The sequence below is a fragment of the Methylobacterium sp. Leaf108 genome (assembly GCF_001423265.1).
GTDB lineage: Bacteria > Pseudomonadota > Alphaproteobacteria > Rhizobiales > Beijerinckiaceae > Methylobacterium.
Genome location: NZ_LMND01000001.1, coordinates 534,564 through 559,040, shown reverse-complemented (window position 1 = coordinate 559,040; position 24,477 = coordinate 534,564). Strand labels below are relative to the sequence as shown.

Here is a 24,477-nt window from a genome sequence, read left to right as displayed (position 1 = left end):
GGCCCCCTGCGTGGTCCCTGTCCTGATCGGGCTGCGCCGCGCGGTCGTGGCTAGGGCGTGCCACGGCCGTCGGTTTCGCCGCCCGCTTCCACGAAGGCCTTGAGTTCGTCGAGGGATTCGAAGGTGAAGCGGCCGCGCGGGGTCTCCGCCTCGATCGAGCCATCCGAGAACATCACGTAGGTGTTCCCCCCCGAGACATAGGTCCCCACCACCTCGAGGGTGGGGGCGGCAGCCTGCGCGACGGGTTCGGCTGGCGCCGGGTCGATGATGGCGGGCCTGAGGTCCGGGGCTTCGGCGGGCGCGAACGGCTCGGCGTCGGCGGGGGTCGGCGGCGCCGACTCGTGTGCGGCGGGCTCGGGAGCCGGAGCGGGCGCGAGGTCGTGCGGCTCGGTCCGCTCGCCTTGGACGGCCTCGTCGGGATGGCCGTCCGATGCGGGCGTGGGAGCAGGGGGGGGGACGGGCGCGTCCGGCGGAGTCGCGCCGAGCGACTCCTCGAAGGTCGGCTCGGGACGTGCCGCAGGAGATGCGCTCGGCATCGCCGCCGCGGCGGCTCCGGCCGCGAGGACGGACGTGCCGGCGACGAGGGGCCGGCGGCTCGCGGAAGCCTTACCGTCGAAAGACTTATCTCTGGACGTCTCGCCTTCGGAAGCCTTGCCTTCGGAAGCCTTGCCTTCGGAGCCCTCATCGAGGCCGGTCGGATCGAGCCGGCCCCGGTCGCGGTGGGGTGCATCGATCGCCGGGTCGGGCGGCAGGGAGACCGTCTCGGCCAAGTCCACCTCCCGATGGGACGGCGCGGCCTGCAAGGATGGGGGGGCTTGCCAGGATGGGGAGGCTTGCCAGGATGGCGAGGCGAGGGAGCGGGCCAGGGCCCGGACCTGACGGGCGAGGACGGCGAGGCCCAGGAGCACGCCGCCGGCCGAGGCCGTGGTCGCCCCGGCGATGGTCATCGCCAGTCCGCTCTCCAGCCTGACGAAGGGGAATCCCTGAACCACCGAGGCGATGCCGCCGACGATCATGGCGATGGACAGCGCGAACAGCGCAATGATCATGGAGGTCTCGGGGGTCGGGGTACGCGTGACAGGTGGCGCATCGTAAAGGCATGGTGTCCTTTTGCAAAACCGGTTGCGAAACGGGGCCCGTGCGGGACCGGTTTTGCCGTTGCGGCGTTGCCCTCGGCGAGGCGGGGACCTACCTACCGCCGGGCCGGTGGCCCATCGCGGCGCAGCCTTTGCGCCGGGGTCCGAGCCCCGAGCCCCGAGATCCGGAGAGAGCCGATGACCTTCACCCTTCCCGACCTGCCCTACGCCTACGACGCGCTCGCCCCCTACATGTCGAAGGAAACCCTCGAGTTTCACCACGACAAGCACCACAAGGCCTATGTCGAAACCGGCAACAAGCTGCTCGAAGGTACCGATCTCGCCGGGAAGACCGTCGAGGAGATCGTGGTCGCCGCCTACGGCACCAACCAGCCGCTGTTCAACAACGCCGGCCAGCACTTCAACCATCTGCATTTCTGGAACTGGATGAAGCCCAACGGCGGCGGTGCCCCTCCCGGCACCATCGCGCAGAAGATCGACGAGGACCTCGGCGGCTTCGAGAAGTTCAAGGTCGACTTCATCCAGGCCGGCGTCTCGCAGTTCGGCTCCGGCTGGGCCTGGCTCGCGGTCAAGGACGGCAAGCTCGCCATCCTCAAGACCCCCAACGGCGAGAACCCGCTGGTGCACGGCGCCAAGCCGATCCTCGGCGTCGACGTGTGGGAGCACTCCTACTACATCGACTACCGCAACCGCCGCCCCGACTACCTCAAGGCGTTTCTCGAGAACCTCGTGAACTGGGAATACGTCGAGAAGCTCCACGGCGAAGCCACCGCCTGAGCGGACCACGGCGTCGGCCCCGTGGGCACCGGCCCCGCATCCGGGCCGGTGCATCGGCCCTGCTGACGAGCCGCGGACCCCGGGTCCGCGGCGACCCTCGGTGAATGTTCCGCCAGACCCGCGGGCGAGCCGACCCCGGCGTGCGCAACGGCACGCCCCGCGTCCGGCGCCCGGCGGGTCCGATCCGCTTCTGTTGCGCTGCAGCGAAGCCCTCTTGTAGTTTATAGCGATACCGAAGAGCGGCGGGCGCGGACCCAACAGAGCCCGCACCCGCGAGACCCCGAAGTCCCGACCGCCGGCAATGGATCGTGTCCGTCGGCCGGATGGCCCCCTCCGCGCGGCCCGCTCCTCGACCTTTGCGCGACGCGCCCCTGACAGGACGAGATCGATGATCAAACTCACCGTGAACGGAGCTGAACGCAGCTTCGACGGCGACCCCGACATGCCGCTGCTGTGGTATCTTCGCGACGAAGCCGGGTTGACCGGCACCAAGTTCGGTTGTGGCCAGGCCTTGTGCGGCGCCTGTACCGTCCACCTCGGCGGCAGCGCCGTGCGGGGCTGCGTCACGCCGATGTCGGCGGCCGAAGGCCAGGCCGTCGTCACCATCGAAGGTCTGTCGCGGGACGGTAACCACCCGGTCCAGGTCGCCTGGCGCGATCTCGACGTGTCGCAATGCGGTTACTGCCAGTGCGGGCAGATGATGCAGGCGGCCTCCCTTCTCACCGAGACGCCCAAGCCCACCGACGCGCAGATCGACGAGGCCATGGCCGGCAACCTGTGCCGCTGCGGTACCTATCCGCGCATCCGCGCCGCCATCCATCAGGCCGCGGGCACCTCCAAACCCGGAACCTCGAAGCCCGCCACCAAGGGAGATCGCCTGTGATCCACGACGCACGCGCGATGGCCGCAGCGGCCACCACCTCCCCCGAAACCCCCTCGGCGCTGGCCAACGTCAGCCGCCGCGCCATGCTCGGCGGCATGGGCGCCCTGGTCCTGGCCCTGTCCTGGCGTGAGCCGGCCCTGGCGCAGGACAAGGCCGATGGGCCCAAGAAGTTCGGCGCCGACGCCATGCCGCACGGCTGGCAGGACGACCCCAAGGTGTTCGTGGCCATCGCCACCGACGGCACCGTCACGGTCACCTGCCATCGCTCGGAGATGGGCCAGGGCGTGCGCACCTCGGTGGCCATGGTGGTCGCCGACGAGCTCGACGCCGAGTGGTCGAAGGTCAAGGTCGCTCAGGCCTGGGGCGACGAGGCCCGCTTCGGCAACCAGGACACCGACGGGTCCCGGTCCCTGCGCCACTTCTTCCCGCACCTGCGCCATGCCGGCGCGGCGGCCCGGCTGATGCTGGTCCAGGCCGCCGCCAAGCAATGGGGCGTGCCGGTGGCCGAGGTGAAGGCCGAGAACCACGTCGTCACGCACGCCAAGTCGAAGCGCACGGCCGGCTACGGCGAACTCGCGGCCGCCGCGGCCGAACTGCCGGTGCCGGCCCGCGAGGGCGTGGTCCTCAAGGATGCCAAGGCGTTCCGCTACATCGGCAAGACCGATGGCCGTGCCGAATCCGGCCGCGGCCAGGTCCATCTCATCGACAACCGTGACATCACCACCGGCACGGCGATCTACGGCATCGACACCCGCCTCGAGGGGATGCTGTACGGGCTGATCGCGCGGCCGCCGGTGTTCGGGGGCAAGGTCGCGAGCCTCGACGACAGCGAGGCCAAGAAGGTGCCGGGCGTCGTGAAGATCTTCACGATCCCGGCCCCGGCGATCCCGTCCGAGTTCCAGCCCATCGGCGGCGTCGCGGTGGTGGCCAAGAACACCTGGGCGGCCATGAAGGCCCGCGAGGCCCTCAAGATCACCTGGGACGACGGCCCCAACGCCACCTACGATTCCGTCGCCTTCCGGGGCGAGCTGGAGAAGGCGGCCCGCGCCCCCGGCAAGGTCGTGCGCAACACCGGCGACGTCGACGGCGCGATGGCGAAGGCCAAGCAGAAGGTCGAGGCCGAGTATTTCGTGCCCCACCTCGTCCAGGCGCCGATGGAGCCGCCCGCCGCCACCGTGCGGATCAAGGACGGGTTCTGCGAGGCCTGGGCCAACACCCAGGCGCCGCAGGCGACCCACGACCGCCTCGCCAAGACTCTCGGGCTCGCCGCCGACAAGGTGCGCGTGAACGTGACCCTGCTCGGCGGCGGCTTCGGCCGCAAGTCGAAGCCCGACTACGTGCTCGAGGCGGCGCTGTGCAGCCGCGAGGTCGACGGCGCCCCGGTCAAGCTGATCTGGACCCGGGAGGACGACCTCCACCACGGCTACTACCACACCATCTCGGTGGAGCGCCTGGAGGCCGGCCTCGACGCCAAGGGCATGCCGGTGGCCTGGCTGCACCGTTCGGCCGCCCCCACCATCGGCTCGATCTTCGCGCCGGGCGCTAAGAACCAGCTGCCGTTCGAGCTCGGCATGGGGCTGACCAACACCCCCTTCGCGATCCCCAACGTCCGCCTGGAGAACCCGGAGGCCGACGCGCACGTGCGCATCGGCTGGTTCCGCTCGGTCTCGAACATCCCGCACGCCTTCGCGATCCAGTCCTTCGTGGCCGAACTCGCCCATGCGGCGGGCCGCGACCCGAAGGACTACCTCCTCGACCTCATCGGGCCCGATCGCAGCATCGACCCGACCACGCTCGGCGACGTCTGGAACTACGGCGAGGATCCGGTCCGCTATCCGATCGAGACGGGGCGCCTGCGCCGGGTCATCGAGACGGCGGCCAAGGGCGCCGGCTGGGGCCGCAAGCTCGCGAGCGGCCGTGGGCTCGGCATCGCCGGCCACTACAGCTTCGTCACCTACACGGCCGTGGCGGCCGAGGTGGAGGTCGACGCCAAGGGCGTGGTCTCGGTCAAGCGCATCGACATCGCGGTCGATTGCGGGCCGCAGGTCAATCCGGAGCGAGTGCGCTCGCAGATGGAGGGCGCCGTGGTGATGGGCATGGGGCTCGCACTCTCGTCCGAGATCACCTTCAAGGACGGCCGGGCCCAGCAGAACAACTTCGACGGCTACGAGATCACCCGGATCGACGCCGCCCCGAAGGAACTGCACGTCCACCTCCTGCCCTCGAACGACTACGCCAAGCCGCTGGGCGGCGTCGGCGAACCCGGCGTGCCGCCGGTGGCCCCGGCCATCGCCAACGCGGTGTTCGCCGCCACCGGCCGGCGCATCCGCCAGCTGCCGATCCGCAACCAGGCCAGCGCCTGACGAATCGCGCCCTCTCCGGTCCCTGCGACCGGGGAGGGCGGACCTTCGGTGGGTCCGGCGGGTTGGATGAGGATGCGCCGCCCCGCGTGGCCCCCCCTCATCCGCGCCCCGCGCTCTCGAAGGACACGTCCGACATGATACGACGCCTCTGTCTCGCCGCCGCGGTGCTCACCCTGGCGGCACCCGCCTATGCCTCACCCTGCGGCGACGCCATCGCGTCCCTCGAAAGCCAGGTGAAGAACCAGGCCGGTGCGGCGATCTCCGCCTCCACCAGCGGAAAGGCCGCCGCCGGCGCCAGGGAAGGTCAGGGCCGCGAGGGCGAGGCCGGCTCCGCGCCGATGGCGGCTCCGCCGGCCGTGAGCGCCAGTGCGGGAGAGGGCGGAGACCGCGCCATGCAGGCCAGGGTCGCCCTGGACGAAGCGCGCACCGCGGATGCCAAGGCCGACACCGGAGCCTGCGAAGCCGCCGTCGGCCGTGCCCGCGGCCACCTCGCCGCCGCACCCCGCCCCGCGAACCCGTAGCCGCCCGCGTCGATCGTCGTCCGGCCGTCGACCGTCGTGGCCGGCGGCCGTGTCGCGTGACCGGCCATGGCAGTTCCGCAAGCGCGGCGAGGCATGTCCTCGCCCGCGGGAACGGCCGTTCGTGCCCTCAGGCGGCGGCACCCAGGGCATGGTTGTTGCCGCGCAGGCCCGCGCAGAGATCGTCGACTTCCGCAAGGTCTAGGCTATCGCCGGTATGGCATGCGATGGCATCGATCAAGTGATCGTGACGCGGGTCGAAAGGATGACCCTGCAATCTATAGTACTGATAGTAGCGCAATGCTGCAAGAACCGTATCTCTTTCGCGCTGGGTCAGTGTAATATTCTGCATCTGGCGAATTTTGCCCTTGCTCTGCTGGCGATGCTCGCGAGGCATCCTTCCGATTCGTCGGCCTTGACGGTTTAGTAACCCTGCCTCTGCGGGTGCGTCCATCACCTAGGACAGCGTTTCGAACGCCGCCGAGGAGGCGATCGGCCAGCGGGACAAGCCAAGCCGTTGTGCGGTTAGGGCTTCCTTTCCCGCTCGGTCTCCGGGATTTTTTTTGACGCTTCCGGCCCGCCAAATTCCTTGACAGTCGACTCCGGTCCGTCTCCCGACCGGACGCCTGGCGCGGGCCGTCATGCGGCGGGTTTCGCCGTACTTCGGCCCCTCGCGACAGTGCCGGGAAAGCGGACGCTCGCGAGAACCGGAGCCGGCCACGGGCGGTCCAGGGTCGGCGGTCGCCGCGCGAGGATCCGGGCCGGGCCGGCATTCCGCCACGCGCCTGTCCCCCGGCTCCCGGCGGGCACACGAGGCAAAAGGATGTTCTTTCTAAAGAACTCGTGACGGCCGGATTTTTCTTCTCCGCAGAGCCTCGGCCGTGTGACGTTCTTCCATAATGGGCCGGGAGGTACGCCTCGTGGTGACGGAGGGCGTCGGAATTGCCATATCTCGGGTCCGGCGCCGGGCGCCGGTGCTTGACTTCGTTCTTTAAAAAGAACGATATCGGAGCGACGGAATCCCCGGGAGCGGGGACGATGCCACCGAACCACGATCCGGAGTGACGACGTGACCGCCATCGACGCCAGCCAGACCGGGCGCCGCCGCGCCCGCCGCAGCCGTCCCCTGCGCGGGCTCGCGGTCGCCGCCTGCCTGGCGGTGGCCCCGCCGACGGCGGCCTGGGCGCAGACCGAACTCCTCAACGTGTCGTACGATCCGACGCGCGAGCTCTACAAGGACATCAACGCCGCCTTCGCCGCCGAGTGGAAGGCCAAGACCGGCGAGACCATCACGGTGCGCGCCTCGCACGGCGGCTCGGGTTCGCAGGCCCGCACGGTCATCGACGGCATCCCCGCCGACGTGGTGACGCTGGGCATCCCCTCGGACATCGACGCCATCGCGCGCATCTCGAAGAAGGTGTCGGCGGACTGGCGCGAGAAGCTCCCCAACCAGGCGCTGCCCTACACCTCCACGGTGGTGTTCCTGGTGCGCAAGGGCAACCCGAAGGGCGTGAAGGACTGGGGCGACCTCGTGAAGCCCGACGTGAAGGTCATCACCCCCAACCCCAAGACGTCCGCGGGCGGGCGCTGGAACTTCCTCGCCGCCTGGGGCTACGCCTACGAGAAGGAAGGCAAGAACGCCGACAAGGCCAACGCCTTCGTCGGCCAGCTCTACGGCCAGGTGCCGGTGCTCGACACCGGTGCGCGCGGCTCCACCGTCACCTTCGCCCAGCGCGGCCTCGGCGACGTGCTGCCGACCTGGGAGAACGAGGCCTACCTCGTGTTCGACGAGTTCGGCCGCGACAAGTTCGACGTCGTGGTGCCCCCGGTCTCGATCTACGCCGAGCCGCCGGTGGCGCTGGTGGAGGCCAACGTCGACAAGAAGGGAACCCGCAAGGCCGCGGAGGCCTATCTGCAGTTCCTGTACTCAGACACGGCCCAGGCGCTGTTCGCCAAGCACCACTACCGCCCGAGCCGGCGCGAGGCGGCAAAGCCCGAGGATCTCGCCCTGCTGCCCGAGGTCAAGCTCTTCAGGATCGAGGATCTCCAGGGCAACTGGGACGACATCCAGAAGAAGAACTTCGACAACGGCGGTCTGTTCGACCAGCTGAGCAAGGCCGGGCGCTGAAGGTGCGGTCCCTCCCCGCGAGGGGAGGGGCGCCAGACCCGAGATTCGAGACCATCTCCAGGACCACGCCATGGCCGAACCGCCGCTCCGCCCCCGACGCCGCTTCCGCCAGCCGAGCGTGATCCCCGGCTTCGGGCTCACCTTCGGCTACACGCTGACGGTGCTGAGCCTGATCGTGCTCCTGCCCCTGGCCGCCCTGGTGCTGCGCGCCTCGCAGCTCGGGTTCGCGGGCATCTGGGAGGTCGCCACCGATTCGCGCGTGGCCTCGGCGCTGCGGGTCAGCTTCGGCATCTCGCTTCTGGCGGCGCTGGTCGCCTCGGTGTTCGGCTTCATCGTCGCCTGGGTGCTGACCCGCTACGACTTTCCCGGCCGGCGGATCGTGGACGCGGTCGTCGACCTGCCCTTCGCCCTGCCCACGGCGGTGGCGGGCATCGCACTCGCCGCCCTCTACGCTCCCAACGGGTTGGTCGGCGCGCAACTCGCCAAGCTCGGGATCGAGGCGGCCTACACGCCGCTCGGCATCTTCATCGCCATGGTCTTCATCGGGCTGCCCTTCGCGGTGCGCACGGTGCAGCCGCTCATCGTAGAGATCGACAAGGAGATCGAGGAGGCCTCCGCCACCCTCGGGGCCGGCCGCTGGCACACACTGGTGAAGGTGGTGCTGCCGCCCCTGATCCCGGCCGTGCTCACGGGCTTCGCCCTCGCCTTCGCGCGGGGCGTCGGCGAGTACGGCTCGATCATCTTCATCGCCGGCAACCTGCCCTACGTCTCCGAGATCGCGCCGCTCCTGATCGTCATCAAGCTCTCGGAATTCGACTACGGCGGCGCCTGCGCCATCGCCACGATCATGCTCGGCATCTCGTTCGTGACGCTGCTCGCCATCAACCTGATCCAGGCCTGGAGCCGCAGGAGGTTCGGTTATGTCTAGCCTCGCCGTACGGGCCCCGGGACCGTCACGACCGACGTCGCAGCCGGCGCCGCGCACCGCCAGCGTCGTCACCGAGGGCGGATTCGTGCGGTGGCTCCTGATCGCGGTCGCGATCGGCTTCCTCGCCCTGTTCCTGGTGTTGCCGCTGGTGACGGTGTTCGTCCAGGCGTTCGCCAAGGGATGGGCGGCCTATCTCGCCGCCTTCACCGAAGCCGACGCCCACTCGGCGATCCGGCTGACCCTGATCGCGGCGGCGATCGCGGTGCCGTTCAACCTCGTGTTCGGCGTGGCCGCGGCCTGGGCCATCGCCAAGTTCGAGTTCAAGGGCAAGAACCTGCTCGTCACCCTCATCGATCTGCCGTTCTCGGTCTCGCCGGTGGTCTCGGGGCTGATCTACGTGCTCGTGTTCGGGGCGCAGGGGCTGATCGGACCCTGGCTGATCGAACGCGACGTGCAGATCATCTTCGCCATCCCCGGCATCGTGCTGGCGACGATCTTCGTCACCTTCCCCTTCGTCGCCCGCCAGCTGATCCCGCTGATGCAGGAGCAGGGCACCGCCGAGGAGGAGGCCGCGCTCACCCTCGGGGCGTCGGGCTGGCACGCCTTCCGGACGGTGACGCTGCCCAACATCCGCTGGGGGCTGCTCTACAGCGTGCTCCTCTGCAACGCCCGCGCGATGGGCGAATTCGGCGCGGTCTCGGTGGTCTCGGGCCACATCCGCGGGCTCACCAACACGCTGCCGCTCCACGTGGAGATCCTCTACAATGAGTACAACTTCGTTGCCGCTTTCGCCGTCGCCTCCCTCCTTGCCGGTCTCGCTCTTGTCACCCTCGTCATCAAATCCGTCCTCGAATGGCGCTACAGTGCCGACATCGCGGCGGGCGCACGGCGTCACTGACGGCGTGGGCGGCTCCACCGCGATCCGCGTCGAGGCGCTGTCGAAGACCTTCGACACGGCGGCCGTGCTGCACGATTTCTCCCTCGACGTGCGGGCGGGCGAGCTGCTGGCGCTGCTCGGCCCCTCGGGCTCGGGCAAGACCACGCTCCTGCGCATCATCGCCGGGCTCGACTTCCCCGATCGCGGCCGCATCATCTTCGGCGGCGACGACGCCACGCAGCTGCCGGTGCAGCAGCGCGCGGTGGGGTTCGTGTTCCAGCACTACGCCCTGTTCAAGCACATGAGCGTGGCCGAGAACATCGCCTACGGCCTCAATGCCCGCAGGCGCAGCGAGCGCCCGGCCAAGGCCGAGATCAAGGCCCGCGTCGGCGACCTCCTCGACCTCATCAAGCTGTCGGGCTTCGCCGACCGCTACCCGAGCCAGCTCTCGGGCGGCCAGCGCCAGCGCATCGCGCTCGCCCGCGCGCTCGCCGTCGAGCCTCGCGTCCTGCTCCTCGACGAGCCCTTCGGCGCGCTGGACGCCCAGGTGAGGAAGGATCTGCGCCGCTGGCTGCGCGAGATCCACGACCGCACCGGCCAGACCACGATCTTCGTCACCCACGACCAGGACGAGGCGCTGGAACTCTCCGACCGGGTCGCGGTGCTCGACAAGGGCCGCCTCGAACAGGTCGGCACCCCCGACGAGGTCCAGGAGAACCCGGTCTCGGCCACCGTGCTCAAGTTCCTCGGCGACACCATCGAGGTCGAGGCCCTGGCGCGCGACGGGCAGGTCTTCGTCCAGGGGCGCGCCACCCCCGTGGTGGCCCGTCCCGGCCTCGTCGGCCCGGTCAAGCTCTACGCCCGGCCCTGGCAGCTCCAGTTCGCGGAGGCCCACGAGGCCCATCTCCACGGCACCGTGCGTTCCTCCTATCGCACGCAAGGACGCCAGCGCATCGAGGTCGACCGGGAGGGCGAGGGCAAGACCGTGGTGGTGGAGGCCTCCGACACCGCCCGCCTCGCCGCCGGGCTGCCGGTGGGCCTGCGCATCCTCGGGGGGTACGTCTTCGCGGATTGAGGCGCGCGGACATGGGGGGCGTCGTCGCGCTCCCTACGCAACCGGCGCGCCCCGCCCCATATCGTGAGGGTCCGAACCCGTTGCGACGAGGCGATCCCGCGATGCTCCAGATGTTCCGCAAGCGGCCGGTGATGCCCGGCCCCGCCGAGGCGCTGCCCGGCCGCCCCGACCCGATCCCGACCACGGAGCGGCATTTCGTGAACGGCCAACCCTTGAAGGGGCCCTACCCGGAGGGCGCCGAGCGGATCGTGCTCGGGCTCGGCTGCTTCTGGGGCACCGAGCGCAAGTTCTGGACGCTGCCCCACGGCGTGATCGTGACGGCGGTGGGCTATGCCGGCGGCTACACGCCCAACCCCACCTACGAGGAGGTCTGCTCGGGCCAGACCGGGCACAACGAGGTCGTCCTCGTGGTGTTCGACCCCGCGACGCTGCCCCTCGAGGCGGTGCTCAGGACCTTCTTCGAGAGCCACGACCCGACCCAGGGGATGCGCCAGGGCAACGACGTCGGCACCCAGTACCGCTCCGGCATCTACACCCTCACCGACGCGCAGGCGGCCACGGCCAAAGCCGTGCGCGATGCCTATGGCGCCGCCCTCTCCGAGCGCGGGTTCCCGCCGATCACCACCGAGATCGTACCGCTGGACACGTTCTACTTCGCCGAGGGCTACCACCAGCAGTACCTCGCCAAGAACCCGGCCGGCTATTGCGGCGTCGGCGGCACCGGCGTCGCCTGCCCGATCGGGACCGGCGTCTCCGCCTGACGATCGCCCGCGCCGAGACCCAAGCTCGGCCTTGCTGGCCCGGTTCACGCATGCGACATGCGCAGCCGGTCGAGGCGGGGTGGAATGGGAATGATCGAGCGGGTTTTCGAGCGGGCGCTGTTCGCCAGCCGCTGGCTGCTGGCGCCCTTCTACGGGGCGCTGGCCATCGGCATCATGGTGCTCCTGTACAAGCTGATCCAGGAGCTCATCCATTTCGTCCTGCATGCGCCCGAGGCGAACGAGGCGCAGATCATCCTCGGCGTGCTGACCCTCGTCGACCTCTCCTTCACGGCCTCGCTGCTGATCATCGTGATGTTCTCGGGCTACGAGAACTTCGTGTCCAAGATCGACCATTCCGACCATCGGGACTGGCCCGAGTGGATGGGGACGATCGACTTCACCGGCCTGAAGCTGAAACTCCTGTCGTCGATCGTCGCGATCTCGGCGATCCAGCTCCTGAAGTCCTTCATGGACCTCAAGAACACCAGCGACCGCGAACTGGCGTGGCTCGTGGGCATCCACATGGTGTTCGTGGTCTCCGGCATCCTCATGGCACTCACCGACCGCATCGCCGCCGGTCACCACGACAAGTAGGGCGCCCGGTCCCGATCACGGATGGGTGATCCGGCGGCAGGCCGGCGGGCCGCATGAACGTGAGTAATATTTAACGGCTCCGGTGCAGGGTCTCGAAAGGGTTCGGCGAGCGGTTTTCAGAGGGCTGCGTGACATCGCATCAGCACAGCATCGTCGAAGACGCCGAAGGGCGCGCACTCCTGGACCAGGACATCCAGGGCCATGCTGCGATGTCCTCGACCTTCATCGAGCGGCGCGAGGCCCGCAGCGAGACCAACTGGATCGCGCTGATCCGGCTGCTCGATGGAACCGAGCTGCCCTGCAACGTCAAGGACATCTCGAAATCCGGCGCGCGCCTGGGCGTCCCCGCCTCCTGCGTGCTGCCCGACACCTTCATGCTCAAGGTGGTGGGGCGCAACTTCGTCTGCCTCGTCAAGCTCGCCTGGCGCCGGGGTCACTACGCCGGGGTGCGGATCGAGCGCGTCGGCAAGCTGCCCGAGCCGGCCCGGGTCGAGGAGGCGAACACGCAGGCCGGGCCGGATTCCGGCTACAAGGCGATCGGCACCCGGCGCAACAGCCGCGTCTCCTCCTTCTGATCTCGAGCGCCGATGGCCTCCTCGCTCAGCCCGTCGACGGGGGCGCCCTCGGCATGGACCGCGGCGGACAGCGCGATGGCGGCGCTGTTCGCGAGCCTTCTCGCCGCGAGCCTCGTGCTGCCCATCGCCTCGGCCCTGCCGGCGCAGGTCGACTACGCCAACCACCTCGCCCGGATGTGGGTGCTCGCCCGCCTCGACGGGCCGGACGCCAACCCCTTCTACGGTAGCGACTGGGGCTTCTACCCGAACCTGGCGATGGACCTGATCGTGCCGCCGCTGGGCCGCTGGATCGGGGTCGAGGCAGCCACCAAGGCCTTCCTCGTCGCGGGCCTCGTCCTGGTGGCGACGGGGGCGGCCGCGATCGAATGGGTATGGGCCCGCCGCTTCGGCATCTCCGGACTCGTGGCCCTCGTCTGGATGAACAGCGAGCCCTTCGCCTACGGTTTCCTCAACTTCGTGTTCGCCCTCGGGCTCGCCCTGTGGGGGATCGCCGCCTGGCTCGCCCTGGCCCGTCGCGGCTGGCTCCTCCGCCTCGGGCTCCATGTCGTGCTGGTGGCCGCCCTCTCGGTGGGCCATCTCGTGGCGCTCGGCATCTACGGCTTCGCCCTCGGCGTCGTCGCCCTGCGCGACCTCCGGACCGGGGGGCCGACCGCCCGGAACCTCGGCACGTTCGCGGTCCTGGCCGCGCCGATGCCGGTGGTGGCGGGGCTGCTGCTGGCGGGCGACGGCGCCTCGGACGAAACCGGCGTGGTCTGGCTGTGGCGCGACAAGCTGTTCCAGATCCTCATCGTCAACAGCTACAGCATGCCGGTGTCCCTGGTGACCGTGGGCGTCCTGACGATGGCGGGCTACGTCCTCGCCCGCGAGGGAAAGCTGCGTTTCGATGCCACCGGACGCTGGCTCGCCGTCGGGTTTGCGCTCCTCTACGTCGCGATGCCGTACCGCCTGCTCGATTCGGTGATGGCCGACACCCGGCTGCTGCCGGCGGCGGCGATGATCCTGCCGGCCTTCCTGCAATGGCGGCTGCCGGCGCGGGCGCCGCGTGTCTCCCTGGTGGCGGTCCTCGCCGCCCTGGCGCTGGCGGGAATCCTCGCCGTGGTCCCGGTCCAGCGCAGCCACGACGCCGAGGCGCAGGCCGTCCTGGCCACCTTCGCGCAGCTGCCGCCCCATCCCCGCATCCTTGTGGCCCATAGCGCGACGCCGGACAGGTCCTCCGGCGCCGACCCGGACGGCCAGCCCGTACGGCATCTGGCGGTGCTGGCGGTGCGCGATGTGGATGCCTTCGTCACGGTCCTGTTCGCCGCCAAGGGCAAGCAGCCGATCCTGCCCCGGCCGGAATTCGCCTCCCTCGACGCAGGCCTGGCCTTGCCCTCGATCGACACGCTCGCCGCCATCGGCCAGGGCGCGCGCTACTCCGGCCTGCCGGCCGCCATGAACGAATGGCTGACGACGTTCGACGCCCTCTACGTCATCGGTCCGGTGCGCGAGAACCCATTGCCCGGCGCCCTCACCGCCATCGGCCACGGCCGGTCGATCGTGGCCTATCGCATCGTGCCACCGCGGGCACCGGCCGGCCGCTGAGGCCCGCCCGGTCCCTCAGCGGGCCTTGAGCACGGTCCGGCAGGACGGCGGCAGCGCGGCCATGGTCATCGGCGGCTTGGGCCTGCCGGGCTTGGTGGATTTGGGCGGGTTGAGCACCGCGTCGCTGAACCAATAGGCGAGCTCCTCGCCGCAACCGTCGCTGCCGGGCGGCGAGGCCTGGTCCTCGCATTGCGCCGCCCCCGCCGGGCAGGCGAGGCGGATGTGGTAATGGTAGTTGTGCCCGTACATCGGGCGCACCTTGGAGAGCCAGCCGCGGTTGCCGTCGGCCTCGCGGCACAGGGCCTTCTTGATCGCCGGGTTGACGAACAGGCGCGCCACCTCGGGTTGCTGCGCCGTGAGCCGGATCAGCTTGAGGTGCTCGGGCGTCCACACGCCGGGATCGATGTCGAGGCGGTCGGGCCGCACCACGTTGGTGGCCGACATCTCCTCGCGCTCGGACCGGCTCAGGCGGCGGTCGGGCATCGGCGTCAGCCACACGTCGGCATCGAGGCCGAGCTGGTGCGAGGCGTGGCCGGTCAGCATCGGGCCGCCGCGGGGCTGCGACATGTCGCCCACGAGCAGCCCCGGCCAGCCGACCCGCGGCACCTTGGCGGCCAGGCGCTCCATGAACGCCACGAGGTGGGGGGTGCCCCACATCCGGTTGCGCGACAGGCGCATCACCTGCCAGGTCGGGCCGTCCACCGCCAGCGCCTCGCCCCCGGCAAAGCAGCCCCTGGCATAGGAACCGTAGGCCGCCTCCGGCCCCGGGGCCGGGCTGGTGGCGCGCCCGAACAGGGCCTTGGCGGGGGTCGAGGGATCGTCGGGATTGGCCAGCGGCGGCAGCGGCTTGGCGTCGAGGGTGCCGCGGTCCTGGGCCAGTGCGGCCGGGGACGGGACGAGGGCGGCGAGGGCGAGGAACGCGGCGAAGGCGGGGGATCGGATCATGGGCCGGACGCTAGTCCATCCTGGCCCGCTGCGTCGAGGGCATCGGCCTCACTCGGCCGGCGCCACCGCGATCCGGATGCTGTCGGCCTCGGCGCCGCTCACCACGATCGTCACCGGCCGGGTGCCGAGCTGGAAGCGCACGCTCTTGGCGATCCCGGGACATCCCTGCCGGCGGGTGCTGGCGAGCGGCGGGCGGGTCGTGGTCCCGTCCTGGCTCACGTCGATCCAGGCTTTTTCCGAGAGGGTGACCTGGTAGATCCCCGGCATCAGCGGGGCGGGAATCTCGAGGACGCCGCCGCGCGTCTCGGGCTTGGGTTCGCGCGAGGGCGTGAGCGGCAGGCGCGCCTGGGCCTCGGCCGACAGGGCGAGCACCGCCCCCGGCATTTCCGGCGGCAGGATGGCACCGGAGGCCAGGCGCGGCAGGTCCGGCGCGGAGAACCACGCGAGCTCGCGCTGGAGCGGCCAGTCGAAGGAGGCGCAGGCCTCGGTCTCGCCCGCCCGCGCCGCGGACGCGGCGACCCCGGCGAGGACGGCGGCGAGGCAGGCGAGGAGCCGGGTGCGCATCGGCCTCAATCCACCGCGACCATGACGTCGGAGGCCTTGACCACGGCATAGGCGGGCTTGCCCACCGCCAGCTTCAGGCTCGCCACGGCGTCGTTGGTGATGGCGGCGGTGACGACCTGGCCGGGAGCGATCTCGATCTTGACGTGGGCGGTCGTGGCCCCGGTCTCCACCGACACCACGGTGCCCTTGATGACGTTGCGTGCGCTGATCTGCATGAGGGAGACCTCGATCCCGGGATTGATGTCGGCCCGATCTCATACACCTCCCCCGGCCTTCGCGCGACCGCGTCGCGGCTCCCGACCGGGTCATGCCGGGTCGTCGCCGCCCTCCGTCTCCTCGCCGCTGACCCGCCGCGCGACACCCCAGCCGGCCAGGGCGGCATTGATGTCGTCGCGCACGAAGTGGCGGGCGCTGTCGCGGTCGTAGCCCTCGTCGAGGAGGTCGTCGTAGTCGGTGCAGACGTGGCGGGCATAGGCGACGAGGCCGAGCCAGGCCGACGCCTCCGGACGGCCCCGGCGCAAGCCTGGGCTCGCCAGCACCCGGTCGAGCACCGCCCCCGCCTCGAACGCCGGCAGGCGCGGGGCGAGGCGTGCGAGGGCGGCGGCCACGGCCCCGCGCCGCGTCGGGCCGTCGGGTCGATGCATCGGCGGCGTCCTCCATCGGCCACGCTCGGTCGGCCTTGCGGGCCCGGGCGATCCGGCCCGGCCACAATCTTTCCATCTGTGTCGGCTAACGGCGGAGGATGCAAAGGGTCGCCCGCCGGCGGTTGTCCGCCGGCCGGGTGGTGGGTATCGCTGGGCGGATCCTTTCATCATCTCTGCCACACTGCGCCGGCTCCCGCCGCCGGCCGGTGGCGTGGGCCGGTGGCGCGCTCTCGCCACCGCCTTGCCTCCCCCCTTCCAGGACACCGCCATGGCCAAAGCCGCCGCCCTCCTCGCCCTGATCGTCCTGGTTGCCGGCTCGGCCGCGTCCGGGGCGATGGCGCAGGATCCCGCCGCCCGGCCCGCGGGCGGGCAGCGCGCCGTCACCGCCACCGGCGTCACCAAGCCGCCGGGCGCCGCCGAGCGGACCGCCGCCAAGGGCGCCCCGTTCTCCAAGGCCGGGACCGAGGCCGCCATGCTCAAGGCCCAGCGCGAGGCCGCCGCCCGCGACAAGGCCTGGGACGCCAAGATGCGCACCACCATGGGCTCGATCTGCAAGGGCTGCTGACCCGGGCCGCCGTCCGGTCGGGTCCGCCCCCGTGATCCGCCTGGAGGCCGTCTCGAAGCGCTATCCCGGCGCCGAGCGCCCGGCCGTGGACGGCATCGACCTCACCGTGCCCGAGGGGACGACCTGCGCCCTGATCGGCCCGTCCGGCTGCGGCAAGTCGACCACCCTGCGCATGGTCAACCGGCTGGTCGAACCCGATGCCGGTCGCATCCGGGTGGCGGGGCGCGACGTGGCCGAGGTCGATCCGGTCGTCCTGCGCCGCTCCATCGGCTACGTGCTGCAAGGGGTCGGGCTGTTTCCCCATCGCAGCGTCGCGCAGAACGTCGCCACCGTGCCCGTCCTGCTGGGCTGGCCGCGCGCCCGCGTCGAGGCGCGGGTCGACGCCATGCTCGACCTCGTGGGCCTCGATCCCGGGCAGTACCGCCGGCGTCGGCCCGACGCCCTCTCCGGCGGCCAGCGCCAGCGGGTCGGCGTGGCGCGGGCGCTGGCCGCCGACCCGCCGGTGCTCCTGATGGACGAGCCCTTCGGTGCGGTCGATCCGGCCGCCCGCGACCGCCTGCAGGGGGAGATCGGCGCCATCCTGCGTCGCTTGCGCAAGACCGTGATCCTGGTCACCCACGACCTCGACGAGGCCATGCGGCTCGCCGACCGGGTCGTGGTGATGCGCGAGGGCCGGATCGCCCAGGCCGATGCGCCCCTGACGCTGCTGGCCGCCCCCGCCGACGCGGGCGTCGCCGCCTTCCTCGGCGAGGACCGGGTGCTGCGCCGCCTCGCCCTCGTCACGGTGGCCGCCTGCGCGAGTCCCGGCGACGCCCCCGGCGCCCCGGCCATCGCGGGGGAGGCCTCGCTGAAGGAGGCCCTGGCGCTGCTGTTCGCCACCGGCGCATCCCGCCTCGCGGTCACCGGTCTGGACGCGCCGGCCCGGCTCGACATCGAAGCGATCCGGGCCGCGGCGCGGGTGCCGGGCCCGGGCGTTTAGGGACCCAGGAACCGCCCCACCAGCAGCCGTGCCAGGTCGCGGGGCGGCTCCGGGGTCAGCACCGCGAGCTTGCGCGAGGTCGAGAGCGAGGCCAGCCCGTGCAGCCCCGCCCACAGGGTCGCCACCGCCTGGCGCCGTTCCGTCGCATCGGGGATCATCGGGGCCAGGACCCGGTCGACGAGGTCGGTGGCCTGGGCCAGGGCCGCCGCATACCACTCCGGGAACGCCGAATCCGGGGCGAGGGTATGCTCGAACACGAGGCTCCATACCTGCGGGTCGGCGGCCACGAAGGCGAGGTAGGTGTCGGCCAGCGCGAGGGCGTTGGCGCGGGGCGTCGCTCCGGCGTCCACCGAGGCGACGAGGGCCGCGTGCAGGCGCGCCAGGGTGCGGGCGTTCACCCGCATCACCACCGTGTCGAGGTCGCCGACCGCGTTGTAGATCGAGTTCGGGGCGTAGCCGATCACGGCGGCCAGCCGCCGCATCCCGAGGCCGCGCAGGCCCTCGGTCCGTACCAGCCCCTCTGCTGCCTTGGTGACGAGGGCCGAGAATTCCTCGCGGCTGTGCTCGCCGCGCGGGCCGGTGCCGCGCCGCGCCGTCGTTCTGCTTCGGGTTGGCTCGGTCACCGCGCTCGTCCCTCCCGCCCGGCCGTGCGGCGCCGCACGGAGCCGGCGGCTTAGGGGCCCGGCGCCCCCGGATCAAGATTGCACGGCGTATAAAACAACGCCATGATTTGCACGTCGTTCAAAGCGATGGCGGCCGGGCTCACCCGAAATGAGCCGCGCAGGCCCGAATTTGACGCTTCGTTATGTGGCGGGCAGTCATGCTCCCGCCGGAGGAGAATGCCATGTTCCGCTCGTTGATGACCGCGCGCCGTTTCGCGCCGCTGTTCTGGTGCCAGTTCTTCTCCGCCTTCAACGACAACTTCCTCAAGAACGCCCTGGCGTTCCTGATCCTGTTCAAGGTCAGCCAGGGCGGCGACGGCGCGTCCCCCGGCATGCTCGTCACCCTGGCCAGCGCCGTCTTCATCGGCCCGTTCTTCATCCTGTCGGGCCTCGGCGGCCAGCTCGCCGACCGCTACGACAAGGCGGTGGTCGCCAAGCGCCTGAAGTTCGCCGAGATCTTCGCCGCGGGCGCCGCGGTGCTCGGCTTCTACCTCCATTCGGTCCCGGTCCTGTTCGTGGCCCTCGGGCTGTTCGGCGCCATCGCCGCCCTGTTCGGACCCATCAAGTACGGCATCCTGCCCGATCACCTGAAGCGGGCCGAACTGCCGGCCGGCAACGCGCTCATCGAGGGCGCGACCTTCCTCGCGATCTTGCTGGGCACCATCGTCGCCGGGCTGGCCACCGCCATGGGCGGCGAGCCCGCCGCCTTCGGCGTGATGATCATGGCCTTCGCGATCCTGTGCTGGCTCTGCGCCCGCGGCATCCCGCGCACCGGCGAAGGCGCGCCCGATCTCGTGATCGACCCCAACATCGCCCGCTCGACCCGCGACCTCCTGCGCGATCTGTGGTCGGACACCCGGCTGTGGCGCGGCTCGCTCATCGTGAGCTGGTTCTGGCTGGTGGGCGCGGTGGTGCTCTCGCTCCTGCCCGTCATGGTCAAGAACAGCTTGCACGGCTCCGAGACGGTGGTGACGCTGCTGCTGGCCATGTTCTCGGTGGGCATCGCGCTGGGCTCGGGCCTCGCCTCCTGGCTGGCGAGCGGGCGCATCGTGCTGCTGCCGACCCCGATCGGCGCCGTGCTGATGGGCCTGTTCGGCCTCGACCTCGCCTGGACGCTGTCGCACCTCCCCCCGGGCGGCGGCGAACTCGTCGGCGCGCAGGCCTTCCTCGCCACGGGCACCGGCCTGCGCGTCACCATCGACCTCGTGGGCCTGGCCATCGCCGGCGGCCTCTACATCGTACCCTCCTTCGCCGCGGTCCAGGCCTGGACCGACAAGGACAAGCGCGCCCGCGTCATCGGCGCCGTCAACGTGCTCACCGCCGCCTTCATGGTGGGCGGCACCCTGGCGCTGGCCGCCCTGCAGGGCGCGGGCTGGTCGATGGCCGCCCTGTTCGCGCTGATCTCCGTGCTCAACCTCGTGGCCGGCGCGGTGATCCTGACGGTGATGCCCACCAGCGCGTTTCGCGATTTCCTCTCGATCCTGTTCCGCGCCTTCTACCGCCTCGAGGTGCGCGGCCTCGAGAACGTGGAGGCCGCCGGCCCCAACGCGATCATCGCCCTCAACCACGTCTCGTTCCTCGATGCGCCGCTGGCCCTGTCGCTCCTCGACCAGGAGCCGGTGTTCGCCATCGACCACGGCATCGCGCAGCGCTGGTGGGTGAAGCCGTTCCTGCGGATCACCAAGGCGATGCCGCTCGATCCGACCAAGCCCATGGGCACGCGCACCCTCATCAACGCCGTCAAGAACGGCGAGACGCTGATCATCTTCCCCGAGGGCCGGCTCACGGTGACGGGGAGCCTGATGAAGGTCTACGACGGGGCCGGGCTCATCGCCGACAAGTCCGGCGCCATGGTGGTGCCGGTGCGCATCGAGGGACCGGAGAAGACCATCTTCTCCCGCCTGTCGCGGGACCAGGTGCGCGGGCGCTGGTGGCCCAAGATCGTCGTCACCGTGATGCCGCCGGTGCGCCTCGAGGTCGATCCCGCCCTCAAGGGCAAGAACCGCCGGCAGGCGGCGGGGGCCGCCCTCTACGGCATCATGTCGAACCTCGTGTTCGACACCACGCCGATCGACCGCGGCCTGATGGAAGCGCTGATCGCGGCGGGCGAGGACTACGGCTGGGGCCGCACCGCGGTGGAGGACCCGATCACCGGCAAGCTCTCCTACTCCCGCCTCGTGATGGGGGCCACGGTGCTGGGCCGCAAACTGATGCCGCTGGCGCCGGAGGGCCGTCCCATCGGCCTGATGCTGCCCAACGCCAACGGCGCGGCGGTGACCTTCTTCGCCCTGGCCTCGGCGGGCCGGGTGCCGGCGATGATCAACTTCTCGGCCGGGCCCGCCAACATCCTGTCTGCCTGCAAGGCGGCGCAGGTCACCACCATCCTGACCTCGCGCGGCTTCATCGAGAAGGCCCGCCTTGGGGGGCTGGTCGAGGCGATCCAGGGTGCGGTGAAGCTCGTCTACCTCGAGGACGTGCGCGCCACGATCTCCACCACGGACAAGCTGCGTGGCCTGCTCGCCAATGGGATCCTGGCCAAGCGAAAGCCCCTGGTGGCGCGAAAGGGCGACGACCCGGCCGCGATCCTGTTCACCTCGGGCTCGGAGGGCACGCCCAAGGGCGTGGTGCTGGCCAACCGCAACATGCTCGCCAACACCGCCCAGGCCGCCGCGCGTATCGATTTCGGCCGCACCGACAAGGTCTTCAACGTGCTCCCCGTCTTCCACGCCTTCGGGCTGACGGTGGGGCTGGTGCTGCCCCTGGTCTCGGGCGTGCCGGTCTACCTCTACCCCTCGCCGCTGCACTACCGGATCGTGCCCGAGCTCATCTACGGCTCGAACAGCACCATCCTGTTCGGCACCGACACCTTCCTCACCGGCTACGCCCGGGCGGCGCATGCCTACGACCTGCGCTCCCTGCGCTACATCCTGGCCGGGGCCGAGCCGGTGAAGGAATCGACCCGGCGCACCTACGCGGAAAAATTCGGCCTGCGGATCCTCGAAGGCTACGGCGTCACCGAGACCGGCCCGGTGCTGGCGCTCAACACGCCGATGTTCAACAAGTTCGGCAGCGTCGGGCGGATCATGCCGGGCATGGAATCCAGGCTCGAGACGGTGCCGGGAATCGAGGAGGGCGGGCGCCTGTTCGTGCGCGGCCCCAACGTCATGCTCGGCTACCTGCGCGCCGAGAAGCCGGGCGTGCTGGAGCCGCCGGCGGACGGGTGGCACGACACCGGCGATATCGTCACCATCGACGCGGCCGGCTTCGTCACCATCAAGGGCCGGGCCAAGCGCTTCGCCAAGATCGCCGGCGAGATGGTGTCGCTCGCCGCCATCGAGTTGCTCGCCGCCGAACTCTGGCCCCAGGCCCCGAGCGCGGTGGCCGCGGTGCCCGACGCGCGCAAGGGCGAGCGGCTGATCCTGTTCACCGAGGCGAGGGGCGCGACGCGGGCCGACTACCAGGCCTTCGCCAAGGGCAAGGGCGCCACCGAGATCGCGATTCCCGCCGAGGTGGTGGTCGTCGAAAAGGTGCCGATGCTCGGCACCGGCAAGGTCGACCAGGTGACCGTCACCCGGCTCGCCCGCGAGCGCGCCGAGGGCCAGGCCACCGCGGCGGCGTGAGGGGGGGTAAGAGGGGGCCGAGGCGGTCCCCTCTCGCGCGGTCAGTGGAAGAACGGCAGGGCGTGCGGCGCGTAGAGGCCGAAGCCCAGGAGCGCGAGGCCCATCACCCCGAGGCCGCCGCCGAGGAAGCCGAGCGCCGCGATGCCGGTGATGACCTGGGCCGAAGCCAGCACGATCCCGATCTGGAACGCGGCCGAGCCGATCTCGTACTGGTGGTAGCGGTGCAGGGCGAGGTCGCGCCGCGCTTCCGAGGCGCGTGCCTTCTCCTGCAGTTCCTTGCGGCCGTCGCCGGAGGCGGGGTCCGACTCCCAGCGCGCCAGGGTCTTGGCCCATTCCGCCCGCTTCGCCTTGACCGCCTCCGCCTCGGCGCCCCCGGGCGCGGTGAGCACCAGGGTCTCGTCGGCGCTGCGCAGGATGGTGCCGCGGATGGTCCGCGCCTGGAAGAAGGACCACTGGTTGGCGGCCTCGACGTTGGCGCTGAGCGCCTCGGTCTGCGCGCCCTTGGCCAGCGTCTCCGCCAGCGCCAGGAACAGCGCCAGCACCGAAATCAGCAACGCGATCTTCTTGTTCGCGCCGTCTACGGCCCCGTGACCCGACATGGTTCCTCCCGTGATTCGTTCGCGGCGGAGAGACAACCGATCGGAGGCCCGAGCGCAACCGTTTCTCGTCTACGTCGTGCGCGACGGCGAGCCGGCTCGCGCTCAACCGGGCACGGTCGCGCGGGCACGGCCCCGCGGGTTACGGTCCCGCAGGCCCGCCGCGGCGCCCGGCGGGGATGGGGCCGTAGGAGCGGGCGGGTTCGCGCAGGGGCTGGCCGATCCAGAGCAGGATCACGCCCAGCACCAGCCCGATCAGTGCCGCGGGGGCGACGCCGAGCGGCAGCAGGATCGCCTGCCACAGCCAGGGCGCGATGCCCTCGATCGCGGTCTTGAGGTTGGCCAGCGGCGTGGCCAGGGTGGTCAGAGGCAGTTCGCCGAGGGTCGTGACGCGCAACCCGTTGTTGGCCACCGAACGGGCGCCGTCATAGACGAGGCAGACGAAGCCCGCGGCCAGGATGACGAGGCCGAGGGCGCGGAGGAGAAAGCGGAGCATGGCGGCTGAAGACCCTGCCGGTTCGGCCGTGACGGGATGAGGAGCGCAGCATCGGGCTGCGGTTGCGGGGTGCGCGCAAGCCATGCCACAGGGGCGGCATGCGGGACAGTGGACCACCAGCGACACCGACGACAGGCGACCGCCATGCTCTCGAGGGCCAAGCTCCCGACAGTCATGCCCCCCTCGCCCTGATCGTCTTCGACTGCGACGGCGTGCTCATCGACAGCGAGCCGATCAGTCTCGCCTGCCTCACGGCCGGTCTCAACCGCATCGGTGTCGCCATCGACGTGGACACCGTGCGGGCGCGGTTCGCCGGCATGTCGATGGCCTCGATCATGGCCGCGGTCACCCAGGATACCGGCATCGCCGCGCCGGAGGGGTTCCTCCCTCGGCTCAAGGCGGACATCCTGGCGGCGTTCGACGCGCGGCTGACGCCGATGCCCGGAATCGCGGGTGCGGTCTCCTCGCTGTCCCTGCCGTTCTGCGTCGCATCGAGCAGCGATCCGGTGCGGCTGCGCCATTCCCTCGGCCTCACCGGCCTGCTGCCCCTGTTCGAGGGACGGATCTTTTCCTCGACCATGGTGGCGCGGGGCAAGCCGGCCCCCGACCTGTTCCTGCACGCCGCCGCGACCATGGGCGTGGCCCCGGCCGCCTGCCTGGTGATCGAGGACAGCGTGCCGGGCGTGATCGCGGCACGGGCGGCGGGTATGCGGGTGGCCGGCTTCACGGGCGGCGGCCACTGGAGCCACGACCGCTCCGGCGCCGACCTCGCGGCGGCCGGCGCCGTCCCGATCTACGGCGACCACCGCGACCTGGACGGGATCGTGACGCGGGCCGGCGCCCTCAGCACGGCATCAGTCGCCTGATCTGGTGCAGGATGTCCTCGCCCGTGCACGGACGGGCAATGAAGTGGGCGCCGTCCGGCATCCGCTCGGGGTCCGGTGCGGCCCGCCCCGAGACGATCACGATCGGCAGGTGCGGCCGCGCCTCCGAGACGGCGGTGGCGAGATCGAACCCGTTGACCTTGCCCGACAATTCGACGTCGGTGACGAGGCCGCGAATGTCTGGCCTCGCCTGCAGGATGCCGAGCGCCCGCTCGGCGGAGGCGCATTGCACCGTGTCGTAGCCGCCATCCTCCAGGACGTCGGCGAGATCCATGATCGTCAGCGCCTCGTCCTCCACCAGGAGGATCACCGGGCGGTCGCCGGCCGGGCCTGTCGTCTGTTCCACCACGATAGCCGTCCTCTTT

Annotated in this window: 26 protein-coding genes; 16 read left to right on the top strand and 10 right to left on the bottom strand. The window is 70.9% G+C overall.

Annotated features, from left to right (window positions below):
• Positions 1-50: 50 nt before the first annotated feature.
• Positions 51-1,049: a hypothetical protein gene (locus tag ASF39_RS02620; protein WP_056280841.1), complete on the bottom strand. Its 999-nt coding sequence runs from the start codon at positions 1,047-1,049 to the stop codon at positions 51-53.
• A gap of 225 nt (positions 1,050-1,274) precedes the next feature.
• On the opposite strand from ASF39_RS02620, the gene ASF39_RS02615 reads away from it, so the two are divergent.
• From ASF39_RS02615 to ASF39_RS02600, 4 genes are all read left to right on the top strand, one after another.
• Positions 1,275-1,874 (top strand): superoxide dismutase, encoded by a 600-nt coding sequence (locus ASF39_RS02615; RefSeq protein ID WP_056280839.1) that lies wholly within the window; start codon positions 1,275-1,277, stop codon positions 1,872-1,874.
• Positions 1,875-2,262: 388 nt separating this feature from the next.
• Positions 2,263-2,757 (top strand): (2Fe-2S)-binding protein, encoded by a 495-nt coding sequence (locus tag ASF39_RS02610; protein WP_055880003.1) that lies wholly within the window; start codon positions 2,263-2,265, stop codon positions 2,755-2,757.
• Positions 2,754-5,120, top strand: a complete 2,367-nt coding sequence (locus ASF39_RS02605; protein WP_056280837.1) for a xanthine dehydrogenase family protein molybdopterin-binding subunit — start codon at positions 2,754-2,756, stop codon at positions 5,118-5,120. Before ASF39_RS02610 ends, ASF39_RS02605 begins: the two co-directional genes overlap by 4 nt.
• A 134-nt stretch (positions 5,121-5,254) precedes the next feature.
• Positions 5,255-5,641 carry a hypothetical protein gene (locus ASF39_RS02600; protein ID WP_056280835.1) on the top strand — a complete coding sequence of 129 codons (387 nt, stop codon included), beginning with the start codon at positions 5,255-5,257 and terminating at the stop codon, positions 5,639-5,641.
• A gap of 127 nt (positions 5,642-5,768) precedes the next feature.
• On the opposite strand, the gene ASF39_RS02595 is transcribed toward ASF39_RS02600, so the two are convergent.
• Positions 5,769-5,990, bottom strand: a complete 222-nt coding sequence (locus tag ASF39_RS02595) for a hypothetical protein (protein ID WP_055881177.1) — start codon at positions 5,988-5,990, stop codon at positions 5,769-5,771.
• A 774-nt stretch (positions 5,991-6,764) separates the two neighbouring features.
• Between ASF39_RS02595 and ASF39_RS02590 the strand changes: the two genes are divergently transcribed.
• The 8 genes from ASF39_RS02590 (at position 6,765) to ASF39_RS02555 (ending at position 14,157) form a co-directional block, all read left to right on the top strand.
• Complete coding sequence (locus ASF39_RS02590) at positions 6,765-7,766, top strand: sulfate ABC transporter substrate-binding protein (protein ID WP_244472256.1); 1,002 nt, start codon at positions 6,765-6,767, stop codon at positions 7,764-7,766.
• A gap of 70 nt (positions 7,767-7,836) precedes the next feature.
• The gene (gene cysT / locus ASF39_RS02585; RefSeq protein ID WP_055879994.1) at positions 7,837-8,694 is read left to right on the top strand and encodes a sulfate ABC transporter permease subunit CysT; all 858 of its coding nucleotides are present in this window, start codon (positions 7,837-7,839) and stop codon (positions 8,692-8,694) included.
• On the top strand, positions 8,687-9,592 hold the full coding sequence (cysW, locus tag ASF39_RS02580; protein ID WP_055879991.1) for a sulfate ABC transporter permease subunit CysW: 906 nt from the start codon (positions 8,687-8,689) through the stop codon (positions 9,590-9,592). The genes cysT and cysW overlap by 8 nt, the downstream gene beginning before the upstream one ends.
• A gap of 4 nt (positions 9,593-9,596) precedes the next feature.
• Positions 9,597-10,646, top strand: a complete 1,050-nt coding sequence (locus ASF39_RS02575; protein WP_056281133.1) for a sulfate/molybdate ABC transporter ATP-binding protein — start codon at positions 9,597-9,599, stop codon at positions 10,644-10,646.
• Between the two features lie 101 nt (positions 10,647-10,747).
• The gene (msrA, locus tag ASF39_RS02570; protein WP_055879988.1) at positions 10,748-11,407 is read left to right on the top strand and encodes a peptide-methionine (S)-S-oxide reductase MsrA; all 660 of its coding nucleotides are present in this window, start codon (positions 10,748-10,750) and stop codon (positions 11,405-11,407) included.
• 90 nt (positions 11,408-11,497) lie between these two features.
• Complete coding sequence (locus ASF39_RS02565) at positions 11,498-12,001, top strand: TIGR00645 family protein (protein ID WP_056280833.1); 504 nt, start codon at positions 11,498-11,500, stop codon at positions 11,999-12,001.
• Between the two features lie 128 nt (positions 12,002-12,129).
• The gene (locus ASF39_RS21815; protein WP_056280831.1) at positions 12,130-12,576 is read left to right on the top strand and encodes a hypothetical protein; all 447 of its coding nucleotides are present in this window, start codon (positions 12,130-12,132) and stop codon (positions 12,574-12,576) included.
• Positions 12,577-12,651: 75 nt separating this feature from the next.
• Positions 12,652-14,157 (top strand): hypothetical protein, encoded by a 1,506-nt coding sequence (locus tag ASF39_RS02555; RefSeq protein ID WP_156648280.1) that lies wholly within the window; start codon positions 12,652-12,654, stop codon positions 14,155-14,157.
• Positions 14,158-14,172: 15 nt separating this feature from the next.
• Here ASF39_RS02555 and mepA read toward each other — a convergent pair whose 3' ends face one another.
• The 4 genes from mepA to ASF39_RS02535 form a co-directional block, all read right to left on the bottom strand.
• Entirely contained in the window at positions 14,173-15,102 is a 930-nt protein-coding gene (gene mepA, locus ASF39_RS02550) for a penicillin-insensitive murein endopeptidase (protein WP_056280827.1), read from the bottom strand.
• Positions 15,103-15,150: 48 nt separating this feature from the next.
• Entirely contained in the window at positions 15,151-15,666 is a 516-nt protein-coding gene (locus tag ASF39_RS02545; RefSeq protein ID WP_056280825.1) for a hypothetical protein, read from the bottom strand.
• Positions 15,667-15,671: 5 nt separating this feature from the next.
• The gene (locus tag ASF39_RS02540; protein WP_055879968.1) at positions 15,672-15,881 is read right to left on the bottom strand and encodes a TOBE domain-containing protein; all 210 of its coding nucleotides are present in this window, start codon (positions 15,879-15,881) and stop codon (positions 15,672-15,674) included.
• Between the two features lie 90 nt (positions 15,882-15,971).
• Entirely contained in the window at positions 15,972-16,310 is a 339-nt protein-coding gene (locus ASF39_RS02535; RefSeq protein ID WP_056280823.1) for a DUF2293 domain-containing protein, read from the bottom strand.
• Positions 16,311-16,578: 268 nt separating this feature from the next.
• Here ASF39_RS02535 and ASF39_RS02530 point away from each other — a divergent pair, with 268 nt between their 5' ends.
• Positions 16,579-16,875, top strand: coding sequence for a hypothetical protein (locus ASF39_RS02530; RefSeq protein WP_055879962.1), 297 nt, complete (start codon positions 16,579-16,581; stop codon positions 16,873-16,875).
• Positions 16,876-16,906: 31 nt separating this feature from the next.
• Entirely contained in the window at positions 16,907-17,854 is a 948-nt protein-coding gene (locus tag ASF39_RS02525) for an ABC transporter ATP-binding protein (protein ID WP_055879960.1), read from the top strand.
• Here the strand turns inward: ASF39_RS02525 and ASF39_RS02520 are convergent.
• On the bottom strand, positions 17,851-18,336 hold the full coding sequence (locus ASF39_RS02520; protein WP_244472255.1) for a TetR-like C-terminal domain-containing protein: 486 nt from the start codon (positions 18,334-18,336) through the stop codon (positions 17,851-17,853). The two genes, ASF39_RS02525 and ASF39_RS02520, sit on opposite strands and share 4 nt — an antisense overlap.
• Positions 18,337-18,698: 362 nt before the next feature.
• Between ASF39_RS02520 and ASF39_RS02515 the strand changes: the two genes are divergently transcribed.
• The gene (locus ASF39_RS02515) at positions 18,699-22,136 is read left to right on the top strand and encodes an acyl-[ACP]--phospholipid O-acyltransferase (protein ID WP_056281132.1); all 3,438 of its coding nucleotides are present in this window, start codon (positions 18,699-18,701) and stop codon (positions 22,134-22,136) included.
• Between the two features lie 41 nt (positions 22,137-22,177).
• Here ASF39_RS02515 and ASF39_RS02510 read toward each other — a convergent pair whose 3' ends face one another.
• The gene (locus tag ASF39_RS02510) at positions 22,178-22,735 is read right to left on the bottom strand and encodes a DUF4337 domain-containing protein (protein WP_056280821.1); all 558 of its coding nucleotides are present in this window, start codon (positions 22,733-22,735) and stop codon (positions 22,178-22,180) included.
• 139 nt (positions 22,736-22,874) lie between these two features.
• Positions 22,875-23,228, bottom strand: coding sequence for a hypothetical protein (locus tag ASF39_RS02505; protein ID WP_056280819.1), 354 nt, complete (start codon positions 23,226-23,228; stop codon positions 22,875-22,877).
• A gap of 98 nt (positions 23,229-23,326) precedes the next feature.
• On the opposite strand from ASF39_RS02505, the gene ASF39_RS02500 reads away from it, so the two are divergent.
• Positions 23,327-24,094, top strand: coding sequence for an HAD family hydrolase (locus ASF39_RS02500; protein WP_082494299.1), 768 nt, complete (start codon positions 23,327-23,329; stop codon positions 24,092-24,094).
• Here the strand turns inward: ASF39_RS02500 and ASF39_RS02495 are convergent.
• Positions 24,072-24,461 (bottom strand): response regulator, encoded by a 390-nt coding sequence (locus ASF39_RS02495; protein ID WP_156387516.1) that lies wholly within the window; start codon positions 24,459-24,461, stop codon positions 24,072-24,074. The two genes, ASF39_RS02500 and ASF39_RS02495, sit on opposite strands and share 23 nt — an antisense overlap.
• Positions 24,462-24,477: the final 16 nt, after the last annotated feature.